The organism is Hamadaea flava (assembly GCF_024172085.1).
Taxonomy (GTDB): Bacteria; Actinomycetota; Actinomycetes; order Mycobacteriales; family Micromonosporaceae; genus Hamadaea; species Hamadaea flava.
Genome location: NZ_JAMZDZ010000001.1, coordinates 2,571,291 through 2,591,851, shown reverse-complemented (window position 1 = coordinate 2,591,851; position 20,561 = coordinate 2,571,291). Strand labels below are relative to the sequence as shown.

The window sequence follows — 20,561 nt, the reverse complement described above, 5'->3', positions numbered from 1 at the left end:
CAATCACGCGGCGGGGCAGCTGCCGCGCAACGTAACCGCATCCCGATCGCGTACCGCTCATCGAGGTTGACGGTGATGCGACAGTCCGCCTGGTGACGCATGACGAGTCCGGCGCCTTCCGCACGTACTCAAATGCGTCACTTCATCAGCGAGGCGCAAGGAAAGCGGCTGCGGTGGGCCGAACTGACGCTCGACCGCGCTGGCGACCAGTTGCGGGTTGTGTTGTGGGGGTTCCGCCGAGTCCGTCGTAGAGGTGGCCCGACATCGGGGCGGGTAGTCGGGCGATGCCGACCCAGGCAACCAGCTGGAGCTGCGGCCGCAAGGCTGAAGCACGGGTGTGCACGCTCAGCCGGCGGTACAGGCCGCCGTCGGAACGCTCGCATCGCTGTCCCGATCGGGTAAACCCGTGTGCGGCCAGGACCACCCGGTGAAGGTGGCTGGTGATCTGGGCGGCAGTCCAATGGGCGGGCATCGGCAGATTGTCGACCATGCCAACCGTGGCTTCTCCATCAGGCGGCCGAGGAGAGTAGCCATGCTGATGAGGTAGGTCGCCGCCCCGTTCAGCTGCATCTGCCGCAGTGCTTGGGCAGCCCATTGTGGGTCCATCCGCCACCGGAGCTGTCCGCGTACCTCCACAAGGCCCGATCAACTAGCCCGATCTGTTCAACCGATGACGCCCAATTCGTTGCCCCAACCTGTCTGAGCATTTTAGGTTGCATGATCAAGCGCGCCGCACGGAGCACACGCTGCTTCGCCACAGCAGCGAGACATGAGTATTGCGCCGCATAGTGAGGAGCTCACGGTGGCACCACCCCTATTTCGTCGGAACTTTCTTTCCTGGAAGGCGCCGGGCCGCGTGGTCGCGGCGCTGGCGGCGGGGACGCTGCTGCTCAGCACGTTGAGCGTGCCCGCAGCTGCGGCACCTGCCCGTACGTCGCAGCCAGGCGGCCAGCAGACACCCGGCACACCGGCGCCCGCCCGGTTGCCGCAACCCGAGAGCGGGCTTTGGCTGTTGCGGCTGGACAAGCCGTCGCTGGCGGCGGTCACCAAGACCGGTGCGGCTTCCCGTAAAAAGATCAATACCCGGTCGACCGCCAGCGCCTCCTATCTCAAGGAATTGGCTCGGCAGCAGGACACAGTGGTGGATGAGATCGCGGCGAGCCTGGGCCGGTCCGTGCGGGTTGCCCACAGGTATCAGAACGTGGTCAATGGACTGGCGATCGAGGCCAGCGCGGCAGAGGCTGCTCGGTTGGCCGACCTGCCGGGGGTCGCGGCGGTCGTACCCGACCAGACCCTGAAGCTGACCACCGACACCAGCAATACGCAGATCCAGTCGCCGGCCGTCTGGGAGGGCCGGACTCCCGACGAGGTCGCTACCCGCGGTGAGGGCGTCATCGTCGGCGTGCTGGACACCGGCATCAACCCCGACCACCCGTCGTTCGCCGCGGTAGACGGTGACGGCTACCGGCACACCAACCCCATGGGCACGGGCAACTACGTCGGCGTCTGCGCTCCGAACCACCCGAACTACCGGGCGATCTGCAACGACAAGCTGATCGGCGCCTGGTCGTTTGTGGGTACCGACCCTCGCGACGACAACGGCCACGGCAGCCATACCGCCTCGACCGCCGCCGGCAACAGGCACCAGGCCACCATCAAGGTTGGCACCGACTCGCACACCCTCACAGTCTCCGGGGTGGCGCCCCGAGCCAACATCATCGCCTACAAGGTCTGCCTGAGCATCGGCTGCCTCTCGTCGGCGTCGATCGCCGCCGTGGACCAGGCGATCGCCGACGGGGTCGACGTCCTCAACTATTCGATCTCCGGGTCGGACAACCCGTGGAACGACCTCGTCGACCAGGCATTCCTCGAGGCGTACGCGGCCGGCATCTTCATCGCCGCCTCCGCGGGCAACGAGGGACCGGGCGCGGAGACGGTGGCGAAGACCGCGCCGTGGAACGCCTCCGTTGCCTCGGTAGACCAAGAGCGGGTCATCGCCCATCGGCTCGATGTGACCGCGCCGGGACCGGTGCCGCCGTCGCTCACCGGCATTCCCGCTGTGATCGGCGACGGCTCACCGATCCCGCCCATCGACGGTGAACTCCGGTATTCGGGCACCGCCGAGCCTGGCAACGAGTTGGGTTGTGAGACCTTCCCGGCCGGCGCATTCAGTGCCAAGGTCGCGCTGATCACCCGGGGAGGTTGCAACTTCTCCGTCAAAGTCGCCAACGCCGCCGCCGCCGGCGCGACCGGCGTGATCGTGCACAACCAGTTCGCCGGCCCGCCCATCACGATGGGCGAGCTGAAAGGCAGCAAGATCCCTGCGGTGATGGTCGCTCTGGCGGACGGGCTACGGCTGCGTGAGCACCTGGCCACCATCAACGCTCCAGTCGAGGTGCACGTGGGCACCGGCAGTGAGGTGATACGCAATCCGAAGTGGACCGACTTGGTTTCCGACTTCAGCTCCCGCGGACCCAGCCAGTTCGATCTGCTCGCCCCCAGCTTCGCCGCCCCTGGTCGCAACATCCTTGCCGCCACGATGGCGACGGCCACCAACCCGGTCCAGTACGCCTTCATGCAGGGCACATCCATGGCCTCGCCCCACGTGGCCGGGGCAGGTGCGCTGCTGGCGGCCCTACACCCGGACTGGTCGCCGACCCGGATCCGCTCCGCGCTGGCGGTCACCGCCGATCGGGACGGCGTACGGAAGGAGGACGGGGTCACCCTGGCCGACCCGTTCGACGTCGGCTCCGGCCGGATCAACCTGGACCAGGCCGCCCGGGCCGGACTGGTGCTGGATGAGACGGCCGCGAACTTCATCGCGGCCGACCCCGAGACCGGTGGCGATCCCCAGACCCTGAATCTGCCGGCCGTCGTCGAGCACCACTGCCTCAAGGTCTGCACCTTCACCCGTACCGTGTCCAGCGTGGCCGGAGTGACCGCGACCTGGCAGGTAGCGACCAAGGCGCCTACCGGGGTACGGATCAGCGTCACGCCGACGCAGTTCACTTTGGCGCCCGGAGCCAGCCAGGCCCTGACCATCGCCCTGGACGTCACCGGCACCCCCCGGGACAAGTGGCTCTTCGGTTCGATCGAGTTGACGACCGATGCCCGGCACGGCGGGGACGGGCCGGCGGTCGCCGCGGCCCACTTCCCGATCGCCGTGCTGCCCGCCGTTCCGGATCTGACCGTGGATCAGGCCGCGCTGAGCAGCAGCATGGATGTCGCGCAGAACGAGCGCCACACCGTCAAGGTGAGCAACGCTGGCGGCGCCCCGCTGACCTGGCGGGCCACGGGGGAGGGCACCGGCTGCTCCTGGCCGTCTTGGGCGAAAGTGACCCCAGCACAGGGCGACCTGGCCCCGTTCACCGATCAGAACATCGAGATCACGCTCGATTCGACCGGCCTGGATGACGGTGGCGTGTTCCAGGCTGACCTCTGTCTGGCCAGCAATGACCAGGACGAGCCGAACACGAGGATCTCGCTGACGCTGACCGTCATACCGGTACCGCGGATCGCGGTGGCGCAGAAGTCGCTCTCCTCTCGGCAGCCGGCCGGGTTGATCACCAAACAGAGCTTCACGGTCCGCAACACCGGCCACGGAGTGCTGGACTGGCGGGTCGACGACCCGGAAGCGGGACCAGACGACGAGCGGGTCCGGCTCCTGCGTAACGGTGTGCTGCTGATTCCCAACTCGGGCAGCAGTACGCGCGGGGTGATGGCGTTCGACCCGCAGACGGGAAACCTCATCGATCCACAGTTCATCCCGCATGTCTCGTTCGATCCGACTAGCACCTTGTACACGCCGTTCCATATCGTGGCCAAACCGGACGGCAGCGGGTTCCTCATGTCCGACCAGATAAACGGAGTGGTCACCGAGTACAGCCTGGACGGCACTTTCCGCCGTGTCTTCGCCCCGTCCGCCGGGGCGTACGACCCTAGGATCATGGCCAACACGCGGGGTATTGCACTCTCTCCGCGTGGCACCGTGCTGGTGACGGTCGCCGCGCAGGCAAACGCCCAGTCGGTGGTCGAATTCGATGCCGACGGTAAGTACCTGGGTACCTTCGTCGCCCCCGGCGCCGACGGTATGAAGGGTCCATGGGGCATCCTGTTCCGCGAGAACGACATGTTGATCTCAGCCAGCGACAGCGACGCCATCCACAGCTTCAGCAAGGACGGATCCCGAGCCAACCCCCGCTTCGTCAACGGGATCAGCTGGCCCGGCCAGATGGTGGAGCTGCCCAACGGCAACGTGCTCGCCGCGAACTACGGCAGCGGCGGCCCCGCAGGGGTCTATGAGATGGATTCCACCGGAAAACTGATCGGCACCTACGCACCTGCGAAGGGCACCGGTTATCAGGGCGTCTACCAGCTCGGCAACGGCAACTTCCTGGTCACCAGCTCGCGGGGCGTCGAGGAGATCAACCGGGCCAACCAGCTGGTCTCGGTGAAGAACAACAAGGGGACGGCCCGGTTCATCACCCACGTCCAGCTGCCGGATCTGCAACCGTGCGTCACACCTGACGAGGTGCCGTGGCTGTCGGTGGACCGTGCCTCGGACGGCACCGGCGCCGGCAAGTCCAGCGAGGTGACAGTCTCCCTGGACAGCACCGGGCTGGCCGCTGGTATATACCGGGCGCAACTCTGTGTCAGCAACGATGACCCGAACAACGGGCTGGTGACGTTGCCGGTGACGCTTGAGGTCACGGATCAGACCTGCGCCCAGGTGATCAGCGGCGAGCACAGCGGCGCGTTGACGGTCAGCGCCGGGGTGACATGTCTGGCTCAGGGCGCCAAGGTGATCGGGCCGATGAGGGTCGAGAAGGGCGCCGGGCTGTACGCGCTCGAGGCCAGCGTCGTCGGGCCGGTGACCGCAACGGGTGCCACGGTGGTGGAGTTGACCCGTAGCCAGATTGAGGGCCCGCTTTCGATCACCGGCACCACCGGTACGGTCCTGGTCAGCGGAGTGCGGGTGGTCGGCCCGGTCAGCCTGATCGGCAACCGGACCGGCGATGATCCGAGCGTGGTGTCCGGCAACCAGATCGTCGGGATATTGCGATGCGTGGGCAACGAGCCGCCACCGGTGAACAGCGGGGTGGCGAATACCGTCAGCGGGCCGCGGGTCGGCCAGTGCGGCACGTTGTGAGCCGACCGTCCCGTCCGGACAGTCGGTAAGGAAGTCTGATCCGCCGGGTGTAGTTGCGATCGCGACCACACCCGGCGGATCGCGGCACTGCGGCCTGGGCGTGGTGACCACCAAAGCTACGTGGCAGCCGGCCATTAGGCCGTGGCGTGGCGGCAGATTAAGACCTGAGTGGACGACGGCCTCGGGGAGACTCGATCCGGAAACTGTTCGACACCGCCGCTAGCTGTCGGATCCTCCCGAATCAGCGGCCTTAACAGGGCAGATTCCCTCCTGATGATGATGAAGAGCTCTTCGCGTCGGGCGTGATCCAACACCGATTCGACGGGCTCCAGCAACGCCGCCTTCTGAACGCGGCCTCCGTTGTTCGCACCGCCCGCGCACGCCGTGAGCGACACGCGCGGGCGGTGACGGGTGCTTCTACGCGGTGGCTCCCCCGTCGAACACCAGATCGGTGCCGACGGCGAAACCGGCGCCGGGCGAGGCCAGGTACAGCACCGCCGCAGCGATCTCGTCGAGGGTGCCGACGCGGCCGATCGGCGACTGGGTGGCCATCCGGTCTGCTCGGTCCGCCGGACCTTCCCCGGGCCGCAGGGACATCCCGGTGTCCATAGGTCCGGGGCTGACGCTGTTGATGCGGATCCCCTCGCGGATGTGGTCCAGAGCGGCGTTGCGGGTCAGCGCGCTGACCGCGGCCTTTGTCGCGACGTACGCGCCGAGCCCCGCGAGCCGGGCGTGGGCGCCGAGGTTCGAGGCGATGTTGACGATGACCCCGCCACCGTGGGCCCGCATGTGGGCGATTTCGTGTTTCATGGCCAGCAGCGTGCCGGTGAGATTCACCGCGACGAGGTAGTTCCACTGCTCTTCGTCGATGTCGCCGACGGGGCCGACTGCGGCAAGGACGCCGGCGTTGTTGACCGCGATGTCGAGCCCGCCGTACCGGCCTGTTGTTTCGGCCACCAGTCTGGCCAGGTCGGCCGAGCTGGTGACGTCGGCGGTGATGGCCGTGGCGCGGCCGCCCTCGTCCTCGATGAGCTTGACGGTTCCGTCAAGCGAGCCGAGCGTGCGGCCCGCCACGACGACGGCCGCTCCTTCGCGGGCGAACGCTCGGGCAACGGCCTGGCCGATTCCTGCGCCGCCGCCGGTGACGAGGGCGACCTTGCCGGTGAATTGTGCGGTCAAGGTGTTGACTCCTTCTGGGCGTCGGGTCGGTATTGCTGGTGGGATTCCTTGCTGGCGAGCGCCATTCCGTCACGGCCGAGGTCGTGGTGGCCCGTCAGGTGGACCGGTGGGGGCCGGCGCGTGCGGTCACCGCCATGGCCGCGGCCAGTACCGCGAAGGCAACCCCGGTGACGGCGAATGCCCAGGCATACCCGCTGGTGGTTGCGTCTGGCAGGTCGGCGCCGCCAGTCTCGAGGTGTGCGGTGCGTGCCGTGGCGAGCGCGGTCAGCAGGGCGAGCCCTGCCGTTGGGCCCACTTCCATCGCCGTGTTCAACACGCCGCCGACGAGGCCCGCTTGCTCCGGCCGTACGCCTGCCAGGGCGATCACCGACCCGGCGGAGAAGGACAACGCGACTCCGGCCGGCAGGAGAGCGAGACCCGGCAGCAGACCGAGGCCGTATCCGGTTTGCGGATCCACACCGGCCAACTGGAGCAGGCCACCAGCCGCCAGCGCGAGCCCTGCGGAGGCAACGCGGTGGGCTCCCCAGCGGGCGATGAGCCGCCCGGACAACCGACCGACCACGACGAGCACCACGGCGTAAGGAAGGAACGCCATCGACGTACGCAGCGGCGTCCAGTTTCGGATCTGTTGGAGATACAGAACCAGCAGGAGCGAGACGAGGGCGGTTCCGGCCGCGGACACGGCGATCGCGAGGAGCGCGGTCGCCCGCCGGAGATCGACCAGGAAGGCATCGGCAAGAGCGGATCGGCACTGCTTAGTTCGACCGCCACGAACGCGCCCAGCAGTACGAGGCCCAACGCCAGCGGAGTCAGTGCGATCGCTGAGGTCCAGGCGTGTTCGCCGGTCACCACCAGGCCAAAGCTGAGCAGCGTGATTCCCGTGGTGGCGAGCAACGCGCCTGGTAGGTCGAGCGTGGCCCTGCTGTGCCGAGTGCCTTCCGGTAATAACTGCGGCGTCGCAACCGCCGCCACCGCTGCGATCACCAGCGGAACCGCCAACATCCATCGCCACGACAACCAGGTGGCGACGATCCCGGACAGGAGCGTTCCCAACGTCGCACCGAGTACCGACAACCCGCCCCAGGTCGCTATCGCTCGGCTATAGCCGACGGGGTCGGGAAACACTTGGCGCAGTACCGCGACGGCTGCCGGCGCCACGAGGGCCGCGCCCGCCCCCTGGGCGAAGCGGGCGGCGGTGAGGACCGCAATTCCTTGAGCCAGCACCGCAACCATCGAAGCGGCGGCAAAGACGACGAGACCAGCAGTGAACATCCGGCGTCCGCCGTACTGGTCAGTGAGGCGACCGCCGAACAGCAGCAGGCCACTGAAGGACAACCCATATGCGGCGCTGATGAGGACCAGGCTGGACTGGCCCAATCCCCACTGTCGTCCGATCACCGGCAGCGGTACGGAGAGGACGGTGATAGTGAAGATCAGCGTCGCCTGCATGATGCCCAGCAGAGCGAAGGCAGAGCCGGTCGTCGGCTTGTCCGGCCCGCCATCCTGACCCGCGTGGCCGAGTCGCGACCACGCGGTACCGCGACGCACCGCCGTGCCGAACCTGCCCGGTCGTCGGTCGGGGACAGTTGTCGCCATCGTCGCTCACCCTTCGACATTCGGGATCGATCGTTCTGGTATCGGCGCATAGGCTGACGCCGCAAGGCAGAGAAGGGGATAGGAGCCAAAGCCGCAAAAGCACGAATCTCGGCATCGAGAGCCTGCCCACGACCGGTCCGCTTCGACCGGCCCGCCGTCAGTCGAGCAGGGCCAGCGCCTGCGTGACGGCGTCCTGTAGCCGCCGCGGCTCCGCCCCGACTTTGCCGACCACCCGAATGCCCTGCATCAACACCAGAAGGAGCCGGGCCAGCGCGCGTGGATCTTTGGTCGGACCCAGCTCACCTTGGACCTGCGCCCGGATCAACGCAGAGGTCATTGCGGTTTCCAGGTAATCCCAGCTTGCCGCGACACGGCGCGCCGCCTGCCGGTCATGTGGCGCAACCTCCACGGCAGTATTGACGATGAAGCAGCCACGCCGTCCGCTGTCGTCACCGGCCTCGCGCGCGTATCGCTCAACGAGGTCCCGCACGGCCGGCAGTGCCGGACCAGGCTGCGAAAGACCACGCAGCAGTTCTGGGTCGACCAGGTCGCCGTATCGGTCGAGCGCCTTGAGGTAGAGATCGTGCTTGTTGCCGAACGTCGCGTAGATGCTCGCTCGCGCGATGCCCAGATGCTCGACCAGGTCGGCCATCGAGGTCGCCTCGTACCCCCGCTCCCAGAACAGGTCGAGGGCAGCCCGGAGTACCACGTCCGGATCGAACTCCTTGGTCCTTGCCACGACTCGATGCTAATCGTATCCAGATCGATCGGTCAAGAAAGTCGAGGCGACGCCGCCCTAGTCGCTATGGGGATTAGGCGGTTGTGGTTGGGCGATGACCAGGCGTCGATGTACGTCACTGTTAGAGCACGTGTGCCCTCCGACATCGAAGAAGCCACCTGAGGAAGATCCTCCAGGTGGCTTCTGAGCTGGAACTATGGTGGGCGATACTGGGATCGAACCAGTGACCTCTTCGGTGTGAACGAAGCGCTCTCCCGCTGAGCTAATCGCCCGGGACGCGTCAGACTGTACCCGATCCGGAGGGCCGGGCGCATCTCGGTATCCCGTGTCGCCTCTCATGGGCTTCGGAGGGCGGGCCAGGGGCCCGATTTGATCAGGATCTCGGGGGAGCGATCATGGTGTCCCGGGCACCGACACACCGTCGAGCACGACCGTTAGTTCATGATCGGCGGGAAAGTGGGTGGGGGGTGGCGCTGGGGGTGAGAGATATCCTATGGTGTCGATAGGAATTATAGGTAAAGGGGCGCGTCATGGCCGTTGCGGTGGTCGTCGGAGGCGGGTTCAGCGGCGTTGTCGCTGCTCGGGAGCTGGTCCGGACCGGCTGGTCCGTGATCATGGTCGACCCGCAGGCGCGGCCCGGCCGGGGCGTGGCGTACTCGACGGCGGCGCGGTGGCATCTGCTGAATTCGCCCGTTTCAGCGATGAGCGTCGACCCGGATCGGCCCGAGGACTTTCTGGAATGGTGTCGTCGGCGGGATCCGCACACCGAGGGTAGCGATTTCGTCGCGCGCGGGTGGTACGGCGACTATTTGACGGAGGCGTTGCGCGCGGTCGACGAGGTTGCTCCGGGGAAGCTCACCGTGCATCGGGGCACTGTCAGCCGCATTTTCGAGGCGTCCCATGCCGGGCTGACCGTGCTGCTCACCGATGGGGTGGTGCTGACGGCGGACGCGGTCGTGCTGGCGGTCGGCAATCCCGCCCCCAGGCACCCCATCGCGGCCGGCGACGACGTCCGGCGGCTTTCGGCGTACATTCAAGATCCTTGGCAGAAGGACGTCCTTGCGGGAGTGGGCGACGGACCGGTGCTGCTGATCGGGACCGGCCTGACCGCGGTCGACGTGGCCTTGAGTCTCGCGGGGCGCGAGATCACCGCGGTGTCGCGCCACGGTCTGTTGCCGCGGGCGCACGCGCCGTCGGTCCGCCGGGAGGTCGTGCCGCCGGCGGCCACGAGTGTGGCCACGTTGCTCCATTGGGTACGCGATCAGGCCGCCGGCACGGGGGACTGGCGCGGAGTCATGGACGGACTGCGACCGCACTGGGACGTGATGTGGCGGCGTCTGCCCGAGCATGAGCAGCGGCGGTTCTTGCGGCATGTGGCGCGGTACTGGGAGGTGCATCGGCATCGGATGGCGCCGCAGGTGGCCGCGTCGGTCGAGGCCCGGCGGTCCGACGGGAGCTTCCGCGTCCGCGCGGGCGAGGTGTGCGGCCTGCGGCCGCTGCCGGACGGCCGGATCGAGGCGGTGATCAAGGGGCACGGCATCGAGACCCAGGCGTACGCCGCGGTGATCAACTGTACCGGGCCGGGCCGGTTGACCGATCGGGATCCGCTGGTCCGGTCGCTGGTCGCGGACGGGCTGGCCGCGCCCGGTCCGCATGAGCTGGGGCTGGCCGTCGACGAGCACGGTGCGATGTCGGGGCGGGGTCATCGGGCTCCCGCGCTGTTCGCGTTGGGGTCCGCCCGGCGCGGGCGGCTGTGGGAGACGACCGCCGCGCCGGAGATCCGCGAACAGGCGCGGGCGTTGGCGTTGCACCTGCTGACGATGGGGATCGACCGCGAGTCGGCCGACCAGACCCGCTAGAGGAGCAGGTCGGCGAGCCGGTCGACCTGGTCCAGCCGGGCGGCGGTCGGGTCGAGGTACAGCTCGGTGCAGCCGGCGTCTTCGAACGCGGTCACCGCCGCGCGGATCGCTTCCGGCGTACGCAGGGCGCCGTCGGCGATGATCTTCGCGAAGTCTCCGGTGAACGCGTAGTAGTGACTCAGGTAGTCACGGGACTCCTGTTCGGCGTCGTCACCGAGGGAGAAGTACGCCAACGTCGCGAGCCTCGGTTCACCGGCTCGGCCCGCGTCGGCCCACGCTGTGCGTACTCGCTGGTTGAAGGGTTTGACCTGGTCGGGTCGTGCGCCGCCGGCGGTCCAGCCGTCGCCCCAGGCGATCACGCGTTCGACGGCCTTGTCGCTGGTGCCGCCGATGAGGATGGGCACCCGGCGGTCGTGCACCGGGACCGGGACGCTCTGGCCGTCCTGCCAGGCGGTCCGCAGGTAAGCAAGGGTCTCGTCGAACACCCGCCCGCGCCGATTCCAGGCCACCCCGGTCAGCTCGTAGTCGTCGGGTCGCCCGCCCGGGGCGAGGCCGAGCGTGAGCCGGCCGCCGGAGAGCTGGTCGAGGCTGGCCGCGACCTTCGCGAGCAGCGGCGCGGGGTAGACCGGAGCGAGCAGGATGTTGGTCATCAGTCCGATGTGGCTGGTCGCACCGGCCGCAGCCGCCAGGGTCGTCAGCGAGTCGTGATTCGGGTACGCGATCCGGTCGATCGTGGCCAGCCCGGCGAACCCGCGTTCCTCGGCCCGGCGTGCCCAGTCGACGAGCAGGCGGCCGGACACTCCCGGGACGGGATTGGGGAGTCCGATGGAGATCTTCATGCGTTCACCGTAGCGATTGACCCGTCAAGCGCCGGGTGCAACTTGCAGCAATACCGCATATGCTTCTCGCGTCGCGTCCCCTCCCGACAGTCGAAAGAGCCGCCCCATGGAACGTCCTAGCTGGGCCCCTGCCGACCTCGACCTCGACCGGCCGAGCGTCGCCCGTGTCTACGACTACTATCTCGGCGGCTCGCACAACTTCGCCGTCGACCGCGAGTTCGCCCAGCAGGTCTTCCAGGCCATGCCCAACGTTCCGCAGCTGGCCCGGGACAACCGGGCGTTCCTGCGGCGGGCGGTGCGAGCCCTGTCGGCGCTCGGCGTCGACCAGTTCGTCGACCTCGGTTCCGGCATTCCGACGGTGGGCAATGTGCACGAGGTCGCGCAGGAACTGGACCCGAAGGCTCGCGTGGTCTATGTGGACTGGGATCCGGTGGCGGTCGCACACGGCCAGGCGATCCTGGCGGACAACGACCGGACCGCCGTCATCGGCGCCGACCTGCGCGAGCCGTCGACCGTCTTCGACCACGAGCGGGTCAAGGCGCTGATCGACCCCGCCCGGCCGACCGCCGTGCTGTTCATCGCGGTGCTGCACTTCGTGCCGGACGGGCAGCGGCCGATCGAGCTGATCGGGCGGATCGCGAGCCGGCTCGCCCCGGGCAGCCACATCGTGATCTCGCACGCCAGCCCGGACCGGCAGTCGGCGCAGCTCGGCCAGGCGGCGAACCTCTACCAGAAGACGGCCAGCCCGGTCACGATGCGGTCGCAGGCCGAGATCGCCGCGTTGTTCGGCGACCTCGACCTGCTCGATCCCGGTGTGGTGCAGACGCCGCTCTGGCGGCCCGACGCCCCGGACGAACTCGGGCCGGAGGCGTACGAGTATCCCGGGTTCGTGGGCGTCGGCCGGGTTCGCTGACGGCCTGGGCGGGCACCGTGGAACCGCCGAACGCGTCCGAGGTCGCCGGAGCCTGGACCGACGCCATCGCCGAGACCAGTTACGTCGTCATCGGGCGTACCGCGCTCTCAGCCCGGCTGACCACCCGGGTCGAGGAGCTGCTCGCTCTGCTCGACGCGGCCGGCGACGACCCCGGCCCGGCTCGGTCGATCGGCGCCGCCCTGGTGTCCTCGCACTTCACCGATGTCGGCGCGATCACCGGCTCGCTGCGTGCGCTGGGCGATCGGCTGTCGGCGTACGCCGTGAGCGTGCACAAGGACGATCGGCTGCGCCGGGTGCTCGCCGAGCTGGCCGGCGGGTACGCCGACGCGCTGCGCGAACGCACCCTGGCCGAGCAGGAGCGCATCCATGTCGCCTCGATGCAGGCCAGAACCGCCGCCGAGCGAGCGCGCTGGGAGAGTGAGGCGCGCTTCAAAGCGGTCTTCGCCGACGCCGCCATCGGCATCGGGATCGGCGACCTCAGTGGCCGGATCATGGAGGTCAACCAGTCGCTGTCGGAGATGCTCGGCTACAGCATCGACGAGCTGCGGGAGCTGTCGGCGAGCGACTTCGCGCACCCGTCGGACGATCCGGCGGTCTGGGCCGATCTGGCTCAGCTGTTCAGCGGCGACTCCGACCACTTCCGTACGCAGAAGGCGTACTACCGGCGCGACGGCGAGGAGATCTGGACGGAGCTGGCCGTCTCGCTGATCCGTGCGCAGGACGGCGCGCCGCGGTTCGCCGTCGGGATGGTGCAGGACATCACCGAGCAACGGCGGCTGCTGACCGAGCTGGCGTTCCAGGCGACCCACGATCCGCTGACCGGGCTGCCGAATCGCACGATGTTCTTCGAACGGCTCGCCGCCGCGCTGGGCGACACCCGTCCCGACGCCCGGGTCGGGGTGTGCTACCTGGACCTCGACGGGTTCAAGATGATCAACGACACGCTGGGGCACGACGCCGGCGACGAGCTGCTGCGCTCGGTCGCGGAGCGGCTGCGCGTACGCCTGTCGGGGCCGGGCCGGCTGGTCGCCCGGATGGGCGGCGACGAGTTCGTGGTGCTCCTCGAACAGTCGCCGGGGGAGGCCGAGCTCGTCCGCATCGCCGACGAGGCGCTGGCCGTCGTCCGGGAACCCGTCGTCCTCGGTGGGCACACGCTGAGCGTGGCGGCCAGTGTCGGCGTCGTCGACCGGGCCGCCGCCGGAACGACCGCCGCCGAGCTGATGAAGGCCGCCGACACGACGCTCTACTGGGCCAAGAGCGACGGCCGGGATCGGTCGGCCGTCTTCGACCACCACCGCCACGCCCAGGCGGTCGGCCGCTACCGGCTGTCCGCCCAGATGCCCCGGGCGCTGGAGGAGGAGCAGTTCTTCCTCGACTATCAGCCGCTCGTGGACCTCAACGACGGCGCGCCGGCCGGGGTCGAGGCGCTGGTCCGCTGGCAGCATCCCGAGCTGGGACTGCTCGGCCCGGACCGGTTCGTCGAGATGGCCGAGCAGAGCGGCCTGATCGTCCGGCTCGGCCAGTGGGTGCTGCGGGAGGCGTGCGCCCAGGCCGACCGGTGGCGCCGCGAGCACCCGGACTGGCATCCGCTGATCAGCGTCAACCTGTCGCCACGTCAGGTCGCCGAGCCGGGTCTGGTCGCCGACCTGCGCCGCATCCTCGACGAGACCGACATGGATCCCGGGGCGCTGCAACTGGAGCTGACCGAGAGCGCGCTCATGGCGACCAAGGGCGAACCGCTGGCCGTCCTGCATCGGCTCGCCGACCTCGGCGTACGCATCGCGATCGACGACTTCGGCACCGGGTACTCGAATCTGGCGTACCTGAGCAACCTGCCGATCCACGCGCTGAAACTGGCCGGGCCGTTCGTCTCCGCGCTGCGCCGCCCGGCCGGTCCGAGCGCGGCCGACATCGAGATCCTCGCCACCGTCGTACGCCTCGCGCACACCCTCAAACTGACGGTCACCGCCGAGGAGGTCGAGACGGCGGCGCAGGCGTCGTTGCTGGCCGGGCTGGATTGCGACCTCGCGCAGGGGTGGCATTTCGGCGCACCGGGGCCGGCGCGTCACATCAACCGTCTGCTTGCGGTGAAGTGAGTACCCTGCTGGTATGCCCGTACAGCTGTGGTACGACCCCGTGGAGATCCCCGACGCGCCACCGCCTGAGCTGAACGCGTCCACCCATCGCAGCCGGCTCGCGCTCGAACGTGTCCTCGCCGATCCCGACGACGACAAGACGTGGGAGGAGCTGGCCGTCACCTACGACGAGATGGCTCCAGAGTGGACCGAGTGGGCGGTGGAACAACCCTGGTACGCCGCCACGGTCGCGGCCGGGTTGCAGCACGCCCGGCCGGTCGAGTGGATCGTCGAGATCGGCTGCGGCACCGGCCAGGCGACCGAGCTGCTCGCCCGGGTCGGCCCGCCGGTCGTCGCGACCGACGTCAACGTCTCCATGCTCACGGGCGCTCCCGCACTGCCGCACGTCGCCTACGTCGCCGCCGACGTACGCCGGATGCCGTTCCGGGACGGCTCGGTGCCGCTGCTGGTCAGCCTGAACGGCGTTCCGGATTTCCGCGAGTTCGGCCGGATCCTCGGTGTCGGCGGTCAGCTGCTGTGGTGCACCTCGTTCGGACCCGGCACCCCGCTGTATCTCCCGCCCGACCGGGTTGCCGATATGCTCGGTCCCGATTGGACGACCGAGGCGGGGCACGCCGGTCACGGCGACTGGATTCTGGCCGTGCGGACCCGCTGACGCACCTGGGGAGGGGCGCGCGTTGCGCATCGTCAGTTTCGGTACTTTCCTGCTGCCCGTACGCTTCTCGCTGAGCGCGCTGATGAAGCCGGGCGGCCGGGAAGAGCTGTCCGAGATGCTCCGCACCGGCCTCACCGAGTTCCAGTCGGACGCCGCCGTCGACGACGCCGACCTGTTCTTCGACGTGGTGGGCTCGGTCTACACCCGGATGGAGACGATGGTCTTCTCCGGCGCGACCGAGGTCGGCGGCACCGCCATCCGGCTCTACGTGAGCAGCCTGGCGATCGCCTTCGTGGTGATCGAGATGGAACTGCCCGACGACATCTCGCTCGACCTCGAAGACGAGGAGTGCAGCACGCGGTTCAAGGAGTACGAGGGACCGGCCACGCAGCTGGTCGAGCCGCTGATCGCGCGGTGGAGCCAGCGGATCGCCGAGGTCGTCGAGCCCTCGCTGCTGCGGCCGCTGCCGCCGTCGGCAATGGACAGCAGCACGCTGCTGTGGTGGCACCGGCTGTGCGTCGACGCTCCGCCCGGCGTCGAGTTCCCCAACGCCCGCTGGTACGGCGTACCGGTGGAACTGGCGCAGGGCGCGACCGTCCACGTCGGAACGGGCATGACCAACGTGCACTCCATGGGCCGGCCGGGCCTCGTGCACGAGGTCGTCGAGGGTCTGATGGTGGCCACCCAGGAGTGGATCGTGGTCGACGAGGCCAAGCGGCACATCGCCGACCACCTCGTCGGGCTCAGCCAGGCCGACGAGCACAGCCTGATCACGGTGGACTCGCAATACGTCGACGTGCTGTCGCTCACGGAGGACGTCACGATGCGCAACCTGCTGCTGGGCCAGGAGGCGCGCTACCTGACCACCGGCCGGCTGCGCGTACGGCAGGCCGCGGCACAGGCCTGGAGCACCACCGCCGAGGCTGAGACGCTGGAGGAGCGCACCGCCGCGCTGCGCGACCTGTTCAGCCTCCACCGCGAGCGGATCTTCAACGACCGCGACGAGCGGCGCAACCGGCTGATCTTCGTGTTCACCGCGATCACGCTCATCCAGTCGATCCTGGTCTGGTACGACTTCCTCACCGAACCGAACACCGCGTCGGCCGGGACGCCCAGGCCGGAGATCGCCGTCGTCGTCCTGCTGCTGACGGTCGTCTCGGTCGTCGGCGCGCTGATGACCCGGCCGAAGGGACGCGAGAAGCGGCGGTTCCGGCGGCCGTCGATGCCCCGCCAGCGTCAGGCCCCCGTCAGCGCGCCGAGGCGGACTCCGCACGACGTCGACTGACGGCGTGCCTGCGCCGGGCTTGGGTCAGTGCGCCGAGGCGGACTCCGCACGACGGCGGGTGAGGTGCGCGCGCGCCTCGGCGACGAAGGCGGCCGGGTCGTCCGCGTTGATCCTGATCTCCGTGACCGGTTCGCTGTCGCCCGACGGCAGGCGTACCACTTGGGGTGAGACGAGAACGAGGTCGACGGCGGTCTGGCTGCCCACGGCCACGCTCAGCGCGGTGCCGGTCTTCGTCTGATCGAAGTGGACTGTCTTGGAGGTCTGGAGTGGGCGCTGGTTCGCCCGGATCTCCGCGATCGCCTCCCATGGCACGGGAAAGTCGATCGACAGTCCATATCGGACGTTGATATCGTCCTCGCCGATCGTGTGCGTATTGACGTACATGCTCGCGAGCAGGCCGATCATCCAGGTCACGCCCCACGCGCCCAGGACGAGCATCGCGATGCGCACGCCGCGCCAGGGCAACAGCAGGTCCGCGATGGGGATCTCGACCGCGGACAGCACGATGAAGGTCCAGATGATCGGCACCACCGGCGCCGCGTAGCGGAACGGCCGCCCGCCCCGCGGCGGGCGCCGGGCGATCCAGCGGCCCAGGGCCAGCCACATTCTCCACTCGTACGCCATCAGCCGGATCACGACGCCTCCCAGGTCTGTGTGGCGAGCCCGTGCTTGAAGCGCTCGAGCACCTCGGCCAGACCCGCCGTGAACTGGTCGAAGCGCTTGCCGTCCATGTCGCCGAAGAGCAGCTCGGCGAAATCCGCCTGCCCCTTCTCCAGCGCGGTCGCCGTGCGCCGGCCCTGCTCGGTGAAGGTCACCAGGAACGCCCGCCGGTCCGACGGATGCGGCTCACGGGTCACGAAACCGGTCGCGACCAGCCCGTCGATCAGCCCGGTGACGGTGCGTGCGCTCACCTTGAGCCGCTCGGCGAGCTGCCGCTGGCTCATCGGGCCGGCCGCGGCCAGTTCCCAGAGCACATGCGTCCGCGACGGGGTCAGGCCGGCGCGGCCGAGGCTGGTCGTCATGTCCTCGTTCATCAGCACCGAGAACTCGATCAGCTGGTTCAGCGCCTCGTGACGCCGATTCATGGTCGCTTCATAGTGAAGCTGACCCATAGTGAAGCTGGCTCATAGTGTGTCATGCTCACTATATTATCGAGCGTTCAGGTGAGCGTCCAGGCGCTCGCGGAACGACCGCTTCGCCAGCGCGGCGGCGAGGTCGGCCACCACCTGAGTGAGCGGATAGGGAACCTCCGCCTCCAGCTCGGCGAGCGAGTCCTCGGTCGCCCGCCACTCCGCCTCCAGCAACGGGATCGCCGCCCGGCCCCGCTCGCTGAGCTGGACCCGGCGGGTACGCCCGTCGGAGTTGGCCGCGTCGGCGACGAACCCGGCGGACCGCATCGCGGCCACCGTCTGGCTCATCGCCGAATGGGTCACCTCCACCGAATCGGCGAGTTCGCGTACCGTCATCGCGCCACGCCGGCCGAGCTGGATCAGCGGCCCGACGAACCGCGTACGCATCCCGTCGACCCCGGCGTCGGCGTAGATCGACGCGATCTGCTGATCGACCGCCTCCAGCAGTAGTCGCACCGGCCGCCAGCGGCTATCCAGATCGGTCATAGCCCCAAGTCTGCGCCACTGGTCGGCCGCAGCCGAGGCTCGGCGTCCAGATCGGCGCGGCGGACCGCGTAGACCACCGAGGTGCCGGTCGGGTTGGTCGAGTTACTGAGGCACAGCAGCCACCGAACCGTGATCAGGCACTGGTCGATGGGGGACAGCCCGATCAGCAGCCGGACCCGTGGTGTAGTAGCGGTCACGTCGAGCTCGCCCACCCAGCCGGGCCGATGAGCCGCCGGCCCGCTGTAGACCAGCGGGTGGGTCTCCTCGGCGTTGACCACCCGCCACACCCCGACCTGGCCGTCCTGCAACCGGCCGAACAGCGTGTTCCGCTGATCGCCCCGTACCGTTCGATCCTCGCCCGTCCGCAGATCGAACCGGCGCGGCTGGGGATCCGTTCCCCACGAGCACACCTCGTCCGGGCTGCACGGCGTCAGATCGCCCTGGGGCACCGCCGCCGTCCACAGGTGAGCGAAGTCGGCGTCGACATCGTAGAAGGTGATGTGCCGGTCGACCGCCGGGTCGCCCGTCGGCTCCGCCGGCCCGTAGCGAACGCCGAGGACGCCGTTCCAGGCCACGGTGAGCGCGCCGCCCGGCGGCACGTGGGCCGTCTGAGTCACGGCACCGGTGACGAGGTCCAGCAGCGTCACCGTGCCGTCCTTGGCCAGCTCGACGAGGCTGTCGACGTGCGAGCTGAGGTAGCCGTTCCGGACTCGCCAGCCGAGCTGCCAGCTCCCGTCCGGCTGCACTGGACGCGACCATCGCGTGGTGCCGCGCGACGGTTCTATCGCCTCGATGCGCTTCTGCGGGCCGGGTGCGCGGAGGAGCGCGATCTTCCGGTCGACCGAGCCGTAGAGACTGCCGCTGCGGGTCCAGCGGATCTCGCCGGTGGTCACGTCGTAGGCCGTGACCACGCTCGCCGCCAGGTTGGCGTCCAGCTGCGCCTGCGTCGGAGTCTGCGGATCGCGCAATTCCGGGGCGGTGCTCACCAGCACCACCTCGCCTAGATCCTCGATCCCGTCGAGTGGGTCGCCCAACGGCTGGCTCCAGCGGCGTTCACCGGTGGGCAAGTCGTACGCCGTCATCCCGGACGACGGCCCCCAGTGAAGGGACAGCAGCGTGTCGCCGATGACCTGGTAGCCGTCCTGCCCGGAGAACCCGCCGATGGTGATGACCGGCGGACCGGGCCGGGCGGGTGCGGCCGCGCCGAGCAGAGCGAGGCAGAGCCCGGCAGCGGCGAGCGCCACCAGCGGCCGGCGTACGCCCCAAGCGCGCAGCCAGGGCGGAACGGGCGGCGGCCCCGGTTCGTGGTCTTCGATGACGCCCAGGTCGATCACGGTCACATCTTGCCGACGCTTCTCGTCGCCGTCCGGTTGCACGCGCCACCCGCCCTCTTCACTCGCTGCCCGCGTTGGGTGCCGGATCAGGGTTCTCGGTCGAATCATGGCGCAAGATACGACCTGGAACCGTGATCCAGCCGGAATCGCGACCCGAGCCGCCCGAGTCGCACGAACCGCCGGAGCCATACGAGCCGCGGGTGCGCGGCGTGGGGGAGGGACGGGGTTGCGCCGCCGCCGGGCGAGGCCGGATCATGTGGCGGTGACGGAGGACCGGCTCGGTGGGACACTGCAACCGGCCTTCGCGCTCTGGTCCGCCGCGACCGTCCTGGGTGGAGCGATCCTGCTCCCCGCGGCCCGGGTCGCCGAGTGGACGACGATCGCGACCGCCGGCCTGGCCGTCCTCGTCGCGTTGTCGCTCGCCTGGTGGGGCCGCCGGCGTACCGGGAGTGGGCCGGTGACCGCGTTGCTCGCGGTGGCCGGTGTCTGGGCCGCGCTGGCCGGGTGGCTCAGCACCGTGCTGCTCGACCGGGTGCCCGTCGTCGCCGCAGCCGCCGCCACGGTGTGCGCCGCCGGGATCGTGACGATCGCCGGCCGCCTGCTCGGCTTCGGCCGCCCGCTGGCCACCGCGCTGCTCGTCGGCGCGATGGTGGCCGCGGCGGTGGCCGCCTGGGCCGCGCTCGGCTCCGACGTCCGGCAACCGTTGCGGGTCGTGCCGGTGCTCGTCGTCCTCGGCGTCGGCCTGCTGCCCCGGTTCGCCCTTGGTGCGGGCGGCATGGCGGAGGCGTCCTTCCGGCTGCGCGCGGCCGGGCAGGCGGTCCCGCCCGAGCAGGTCGACCGATCCCTGCGCGTGGCCGAGGAACATCTGATCGGCGGAATCACCGGGCTGGCAGCCGGTGCCGGGGTCTGCGGCGTCGTGCTGATCGGCACCGGCGACCACCGGGACGTCGCGCTCGCCTTGGGGCTGGCGCTGCTGCTGTGGCTGCGGTCTCGGTTGTTCGAGCGGACCGGTCAAGTGCTGCCGCTACGGCTGGCGACGGCCGCGGTCGTGCTGGCCGGTGCGGTACGCGTACTGCTGCTGGGCTGGGACTGGGCGTTGCCTGCCGCCCTGGGCGCGGTGCTGGTGCTGACGATCGCGTTCGGCTCCCGTCGCGTACGCAGCACCGGTCGCGGCCGCCTGCTGCGGGTGGGCGAACTCCTCGTGGCGGCGGCGACCGTGGTCGTCCTGGTCGCCGCGACCGGGCTCGCCGAGCTGGCCGATCCGCTGGCGAGACAGTGAG

Annotated in this window: 15 protein-coding genes, 1 tRNA gene and 1 pseudogene; 7 read left to right on the top strand and 10 right to left on the bottom strand. The window is 69.4% G+C overall.

The window, feature by feature from the left end; genetic code table 11:
* The first annotated feature begins 856 nt into the window (after positions 1-856).
* Positions 857-5,149 (top strand): S8 family serine peptidase, encoded by a 4,293-nt coding sequence (locus HDA40_RS41450; protein ID WP_308197696.1) that lies wholly within the window; start codon positions 857-859, stop codon positions 5,147-5,149.
* A gap of 417 nt (positions 5,150-5,566) precedes the next feature.
* Here the strand turns inward: HDA40_RS41450 and HDA40_RS12035 are convergent, their stop codons facing one another.
* The 5 genes and pseudogenes from HDA40_RS12035 to HDA40_RS12015 form a co-directional block, all read right to left on the bottom strand.
* Positions 5,567-6,328 carry an SDR family NAD(P)-dependent oxidoreductase gene (locus HDA40_RS12035; RefSeq protein WP_253755023.1) on the bottom strand — a complete coding sequence of 254 codons (762 nt, stop codon included), beginning with the start codon at positions 6,326-6,328 and terminating at the stop codon, positions 5,567-5,569.
* 94 nt (positions 6,329-6,422) lie between these two features.
* Positions 6,423-7,010: an MFS transporter gene (locus tag HDA40_RS12030; protein ID WP_308197695.1), complete on the bottom strand. Its 588-nt coding sequence runs from the start codon at positions 7,008-7,010 to the stop codon at positions 6,423-6,425.
* A gap of 170 nt (positions 7,011-7,180) precedes the next feature.
* Positions 7,181-7,777, bottom strand: a pseudogene (locus tag HDA40_RS12025) (MFS transporter); the annotation flags it as partial.
* A gap of 304 nt (positions 7,778-8,081) precedes the next feature.
* Entirely contained in the window at positions 8,082-8,663 is a 582-nt protein-coding gene (locus HDA40_RS12020) for a TetR/AcrR family transcriptional regulator (RefSeq protein WP_253755021.1), read from the bottom strand.
* Between the two features lie 197 nt (positions 8,664-8,860).
* Positions 8,861-8,935: transfer RNA gene (locus HDA40_RS12015), tRNA-Val, on the bottom strand.
* Positions 8,936-9,193: 258 nt separating this feature from the next.
* Between HDA40_RS12015 and HDA40_RS12010 the strand changes: the two genes are divergently transcribed.
* Positions 9,194-10,522 (top strand): FAD/NAD(P)-binding protein, encoded by a 1,329-nt coding sequence (locus tag HDA40_RS12010; RefSeq protein ID WP_253755019.1) that lies wholly within the window; start codon positions 9,194-9,196, stop codon positions 10,520-10,522.
* Here HDA40_RS12010 and HDA40_RS12005 read toward each other — a convergent pair.
* The gene (locus tag HDA40_RS12005) at positions 10,519-11,361 is read right to left on the bottom strand and encodes an LLM class flavin-dependent oxidoreductase (RefSeq protein WP_253755017.1); all 843 of its coding nucleotides are present in this window, start codon (positions 11,359-11,361) and stop codon (positions 10,519-10,521) included. The genes HDA40_RS12010 and HDA40_RS12005 overlap by 4 nt on opposite strands.
* Before the next feature lie 106 nt (positions 11,362-11,467).
* On the opposite strand from HDA40_RS12005, the gene HDA40_RS12000 reads away from it, so the two are divergent.
* Genes HDA40_RS12000 through HDA40_RS11985 form a run of 4 tightly spaced genes read left to right on the top strand, consistent with a single transcriptional unit; the run spans position 11,468 to position 16,331 of the window.
* A complete protein-coding gene (locus HDA40_RS12000; protein WP_253755015.1) occupies positions 11,468-12,274 on the top strand; it encodes an SAM-dependent methyltransferase in 807 nt (268 codons plus the stop codon).
* 17 nt (positions 12,275-12,291) lie between these two features.
* Complete coding sequence (locus tag HDA40_RS11995; RefSeq protein WP_253755013.1) at positions 12,292-14,391, top strand: putative bifunctional diguanylate cyclase/phosphodiesterase; 2,100 nt, start codon at positions 12,292-12,294, stop codon at positions 14,389-14,391.
* A 13-nt stretch (positions 14,392-14,404) separates the two neighbouring features.
* Positions 14,405-15,046 carry a class I SAM-dependent methyltransferase gene (locus HDA40_RS11990; RefSeq protein ID WP_253755011.1) on the top strand — a complete coding sequence of 214 codons (642 nt, stop codon included), beginning with the start codon at positions 14,405-14,407 and terminating at the stop codon, positions 15,044-15,046.
* A gap of 22 nt (positions 15,047-15,068) precedes the next feature.
* Positions 15,069-16,331: a hypothetical protein gene (locus tag HDA40_RS11985; protein ID WP_253755009.1), complete on the top strand. Its 1,263-nt coding sequence runs from the start codon at positions 15,069-15,071 to the stop codon at positions 16,329-16,331.
* A gap of 24 nt (positions 16,332-16,355) precedes the next feature.
* On the opposite strand, the gene HDA40_RS11980 is transcribed toward HDA40_RS11985, so the two are convergent.
* The 4 genes from HDA40_RS11980 to HDA40_RS11965 form a co-directional block, all read right to left on the bottom strand.
* Positions 16,356-16,967, bottom strand: a complete 612-nt coding sequence (locus HDA40_RS11980) for a hypothetical protein (RefSeq protein ID WP_253755007.1) — start codon at positions 16,965-16,967, stop codon at positions 16,356-16,358.
* Positions 16,964-17,416, bottom strand: a complete 453-nt coding sequence (locus tag HDA40_RS11975; RefSeq protein WP_253755005.1) for a MarR family winged helix-turn-helix transcriptional regulator — start codon at positions 17,414-17,416, stop codon at positions 16,964-16,966. Before HDA40_RS11975 ends, HDA40_RS11980 begins: the two co-directional genes overlap by 4 nt.
* Before the next feature lie 63 nt (positions 17,417-17,479).
* Positions 17,480-17,947 (bottom strand): helix-turn-helix domain-containing protein, encoded by a 468-nt coding sequence (locus HDA40_RS11970; protein WP_253755003.1) that lies wholly within the window; start codon positions 17,945-17,947, stop codon positions 17,480-17,482.
* On the bottom strand, positions 17,944-19,281 hold the full coding sequence (locus HDA40_RS11965; RefSeq protein ID WP_253755001.1) for a PQQ-binding-like beta-propeller repeat protein: 1,338 nt from the start codon (positions 19,279-19,281) through the stop codon (positions 17,944-17,946). Before HDA40_RS11965 ends, HDA40_RS11970 begins: the two co-directional genes overlap by 4 nt.
* 262 nt (positions 19,282-19,543) lie before the next feature.
* Here HDA40_RS11965 and HDA40_RS11960 point away from each other — a divergent pair, with 262 nt between their 5' ends.
* Positions 19,544-20,560: a hypothetical protein gene (locus HDA40_RS11960; RefSeq protein ID WP_253754999.1), complete on the top strand. Its 1,017-nt coding sequence runs from the start codon at positions 19,544-19,546 to the stop codon at positions 20,558-20,560.
* The last annotated feature ends 1 nt before the right edge of the window (position 20,561 follow it).

Coding starts and splice junctions, on each gene's coding strand:
- HDA40_RS12010 (WP_253755019.1), top strand. CDS start 9,194: ATGGCCGTTGCGGTGGTCGTCGGAGGCGGGTTCAGCGGCGTTGTCGCT.
- HDA40_RS12005 (WP_253755017.1), bottom strand. CDS start 11,361: ATGAAGATCTCCATCGGACTCCCCAATCCCGTCCCGGGAGTGTCCGGC.
- HDA40_RS12000 (WP_253755015.1), top strand. CDS start 11,468: ATGGAACGTCCTAGCTGGGCCCCTGCCGACCTCGACCTCGACCGGCCG.
- HDA40_RS11990 (WP_253755011.1), top strand. CDS start 14,405: ATGCCCGTACAGCTGTGGTACGACCCCGTGGAGATCCCCGACGCGCCA.
- HDA40_RS11975 (WP_253755005.1), bottom strand. CDS start 17,416: ATGAATCGGCGTCACGAGGCGCTGAACCAGCTGATCGAGTTCTCGGTG.
- HDA40_RS11970 (WP_253755003.1), bottom strand. CDS start 17,947: ATGACCGATCTGGATAGCCGCTGGCGGCCGGTGCGACTACTGCTGGAG.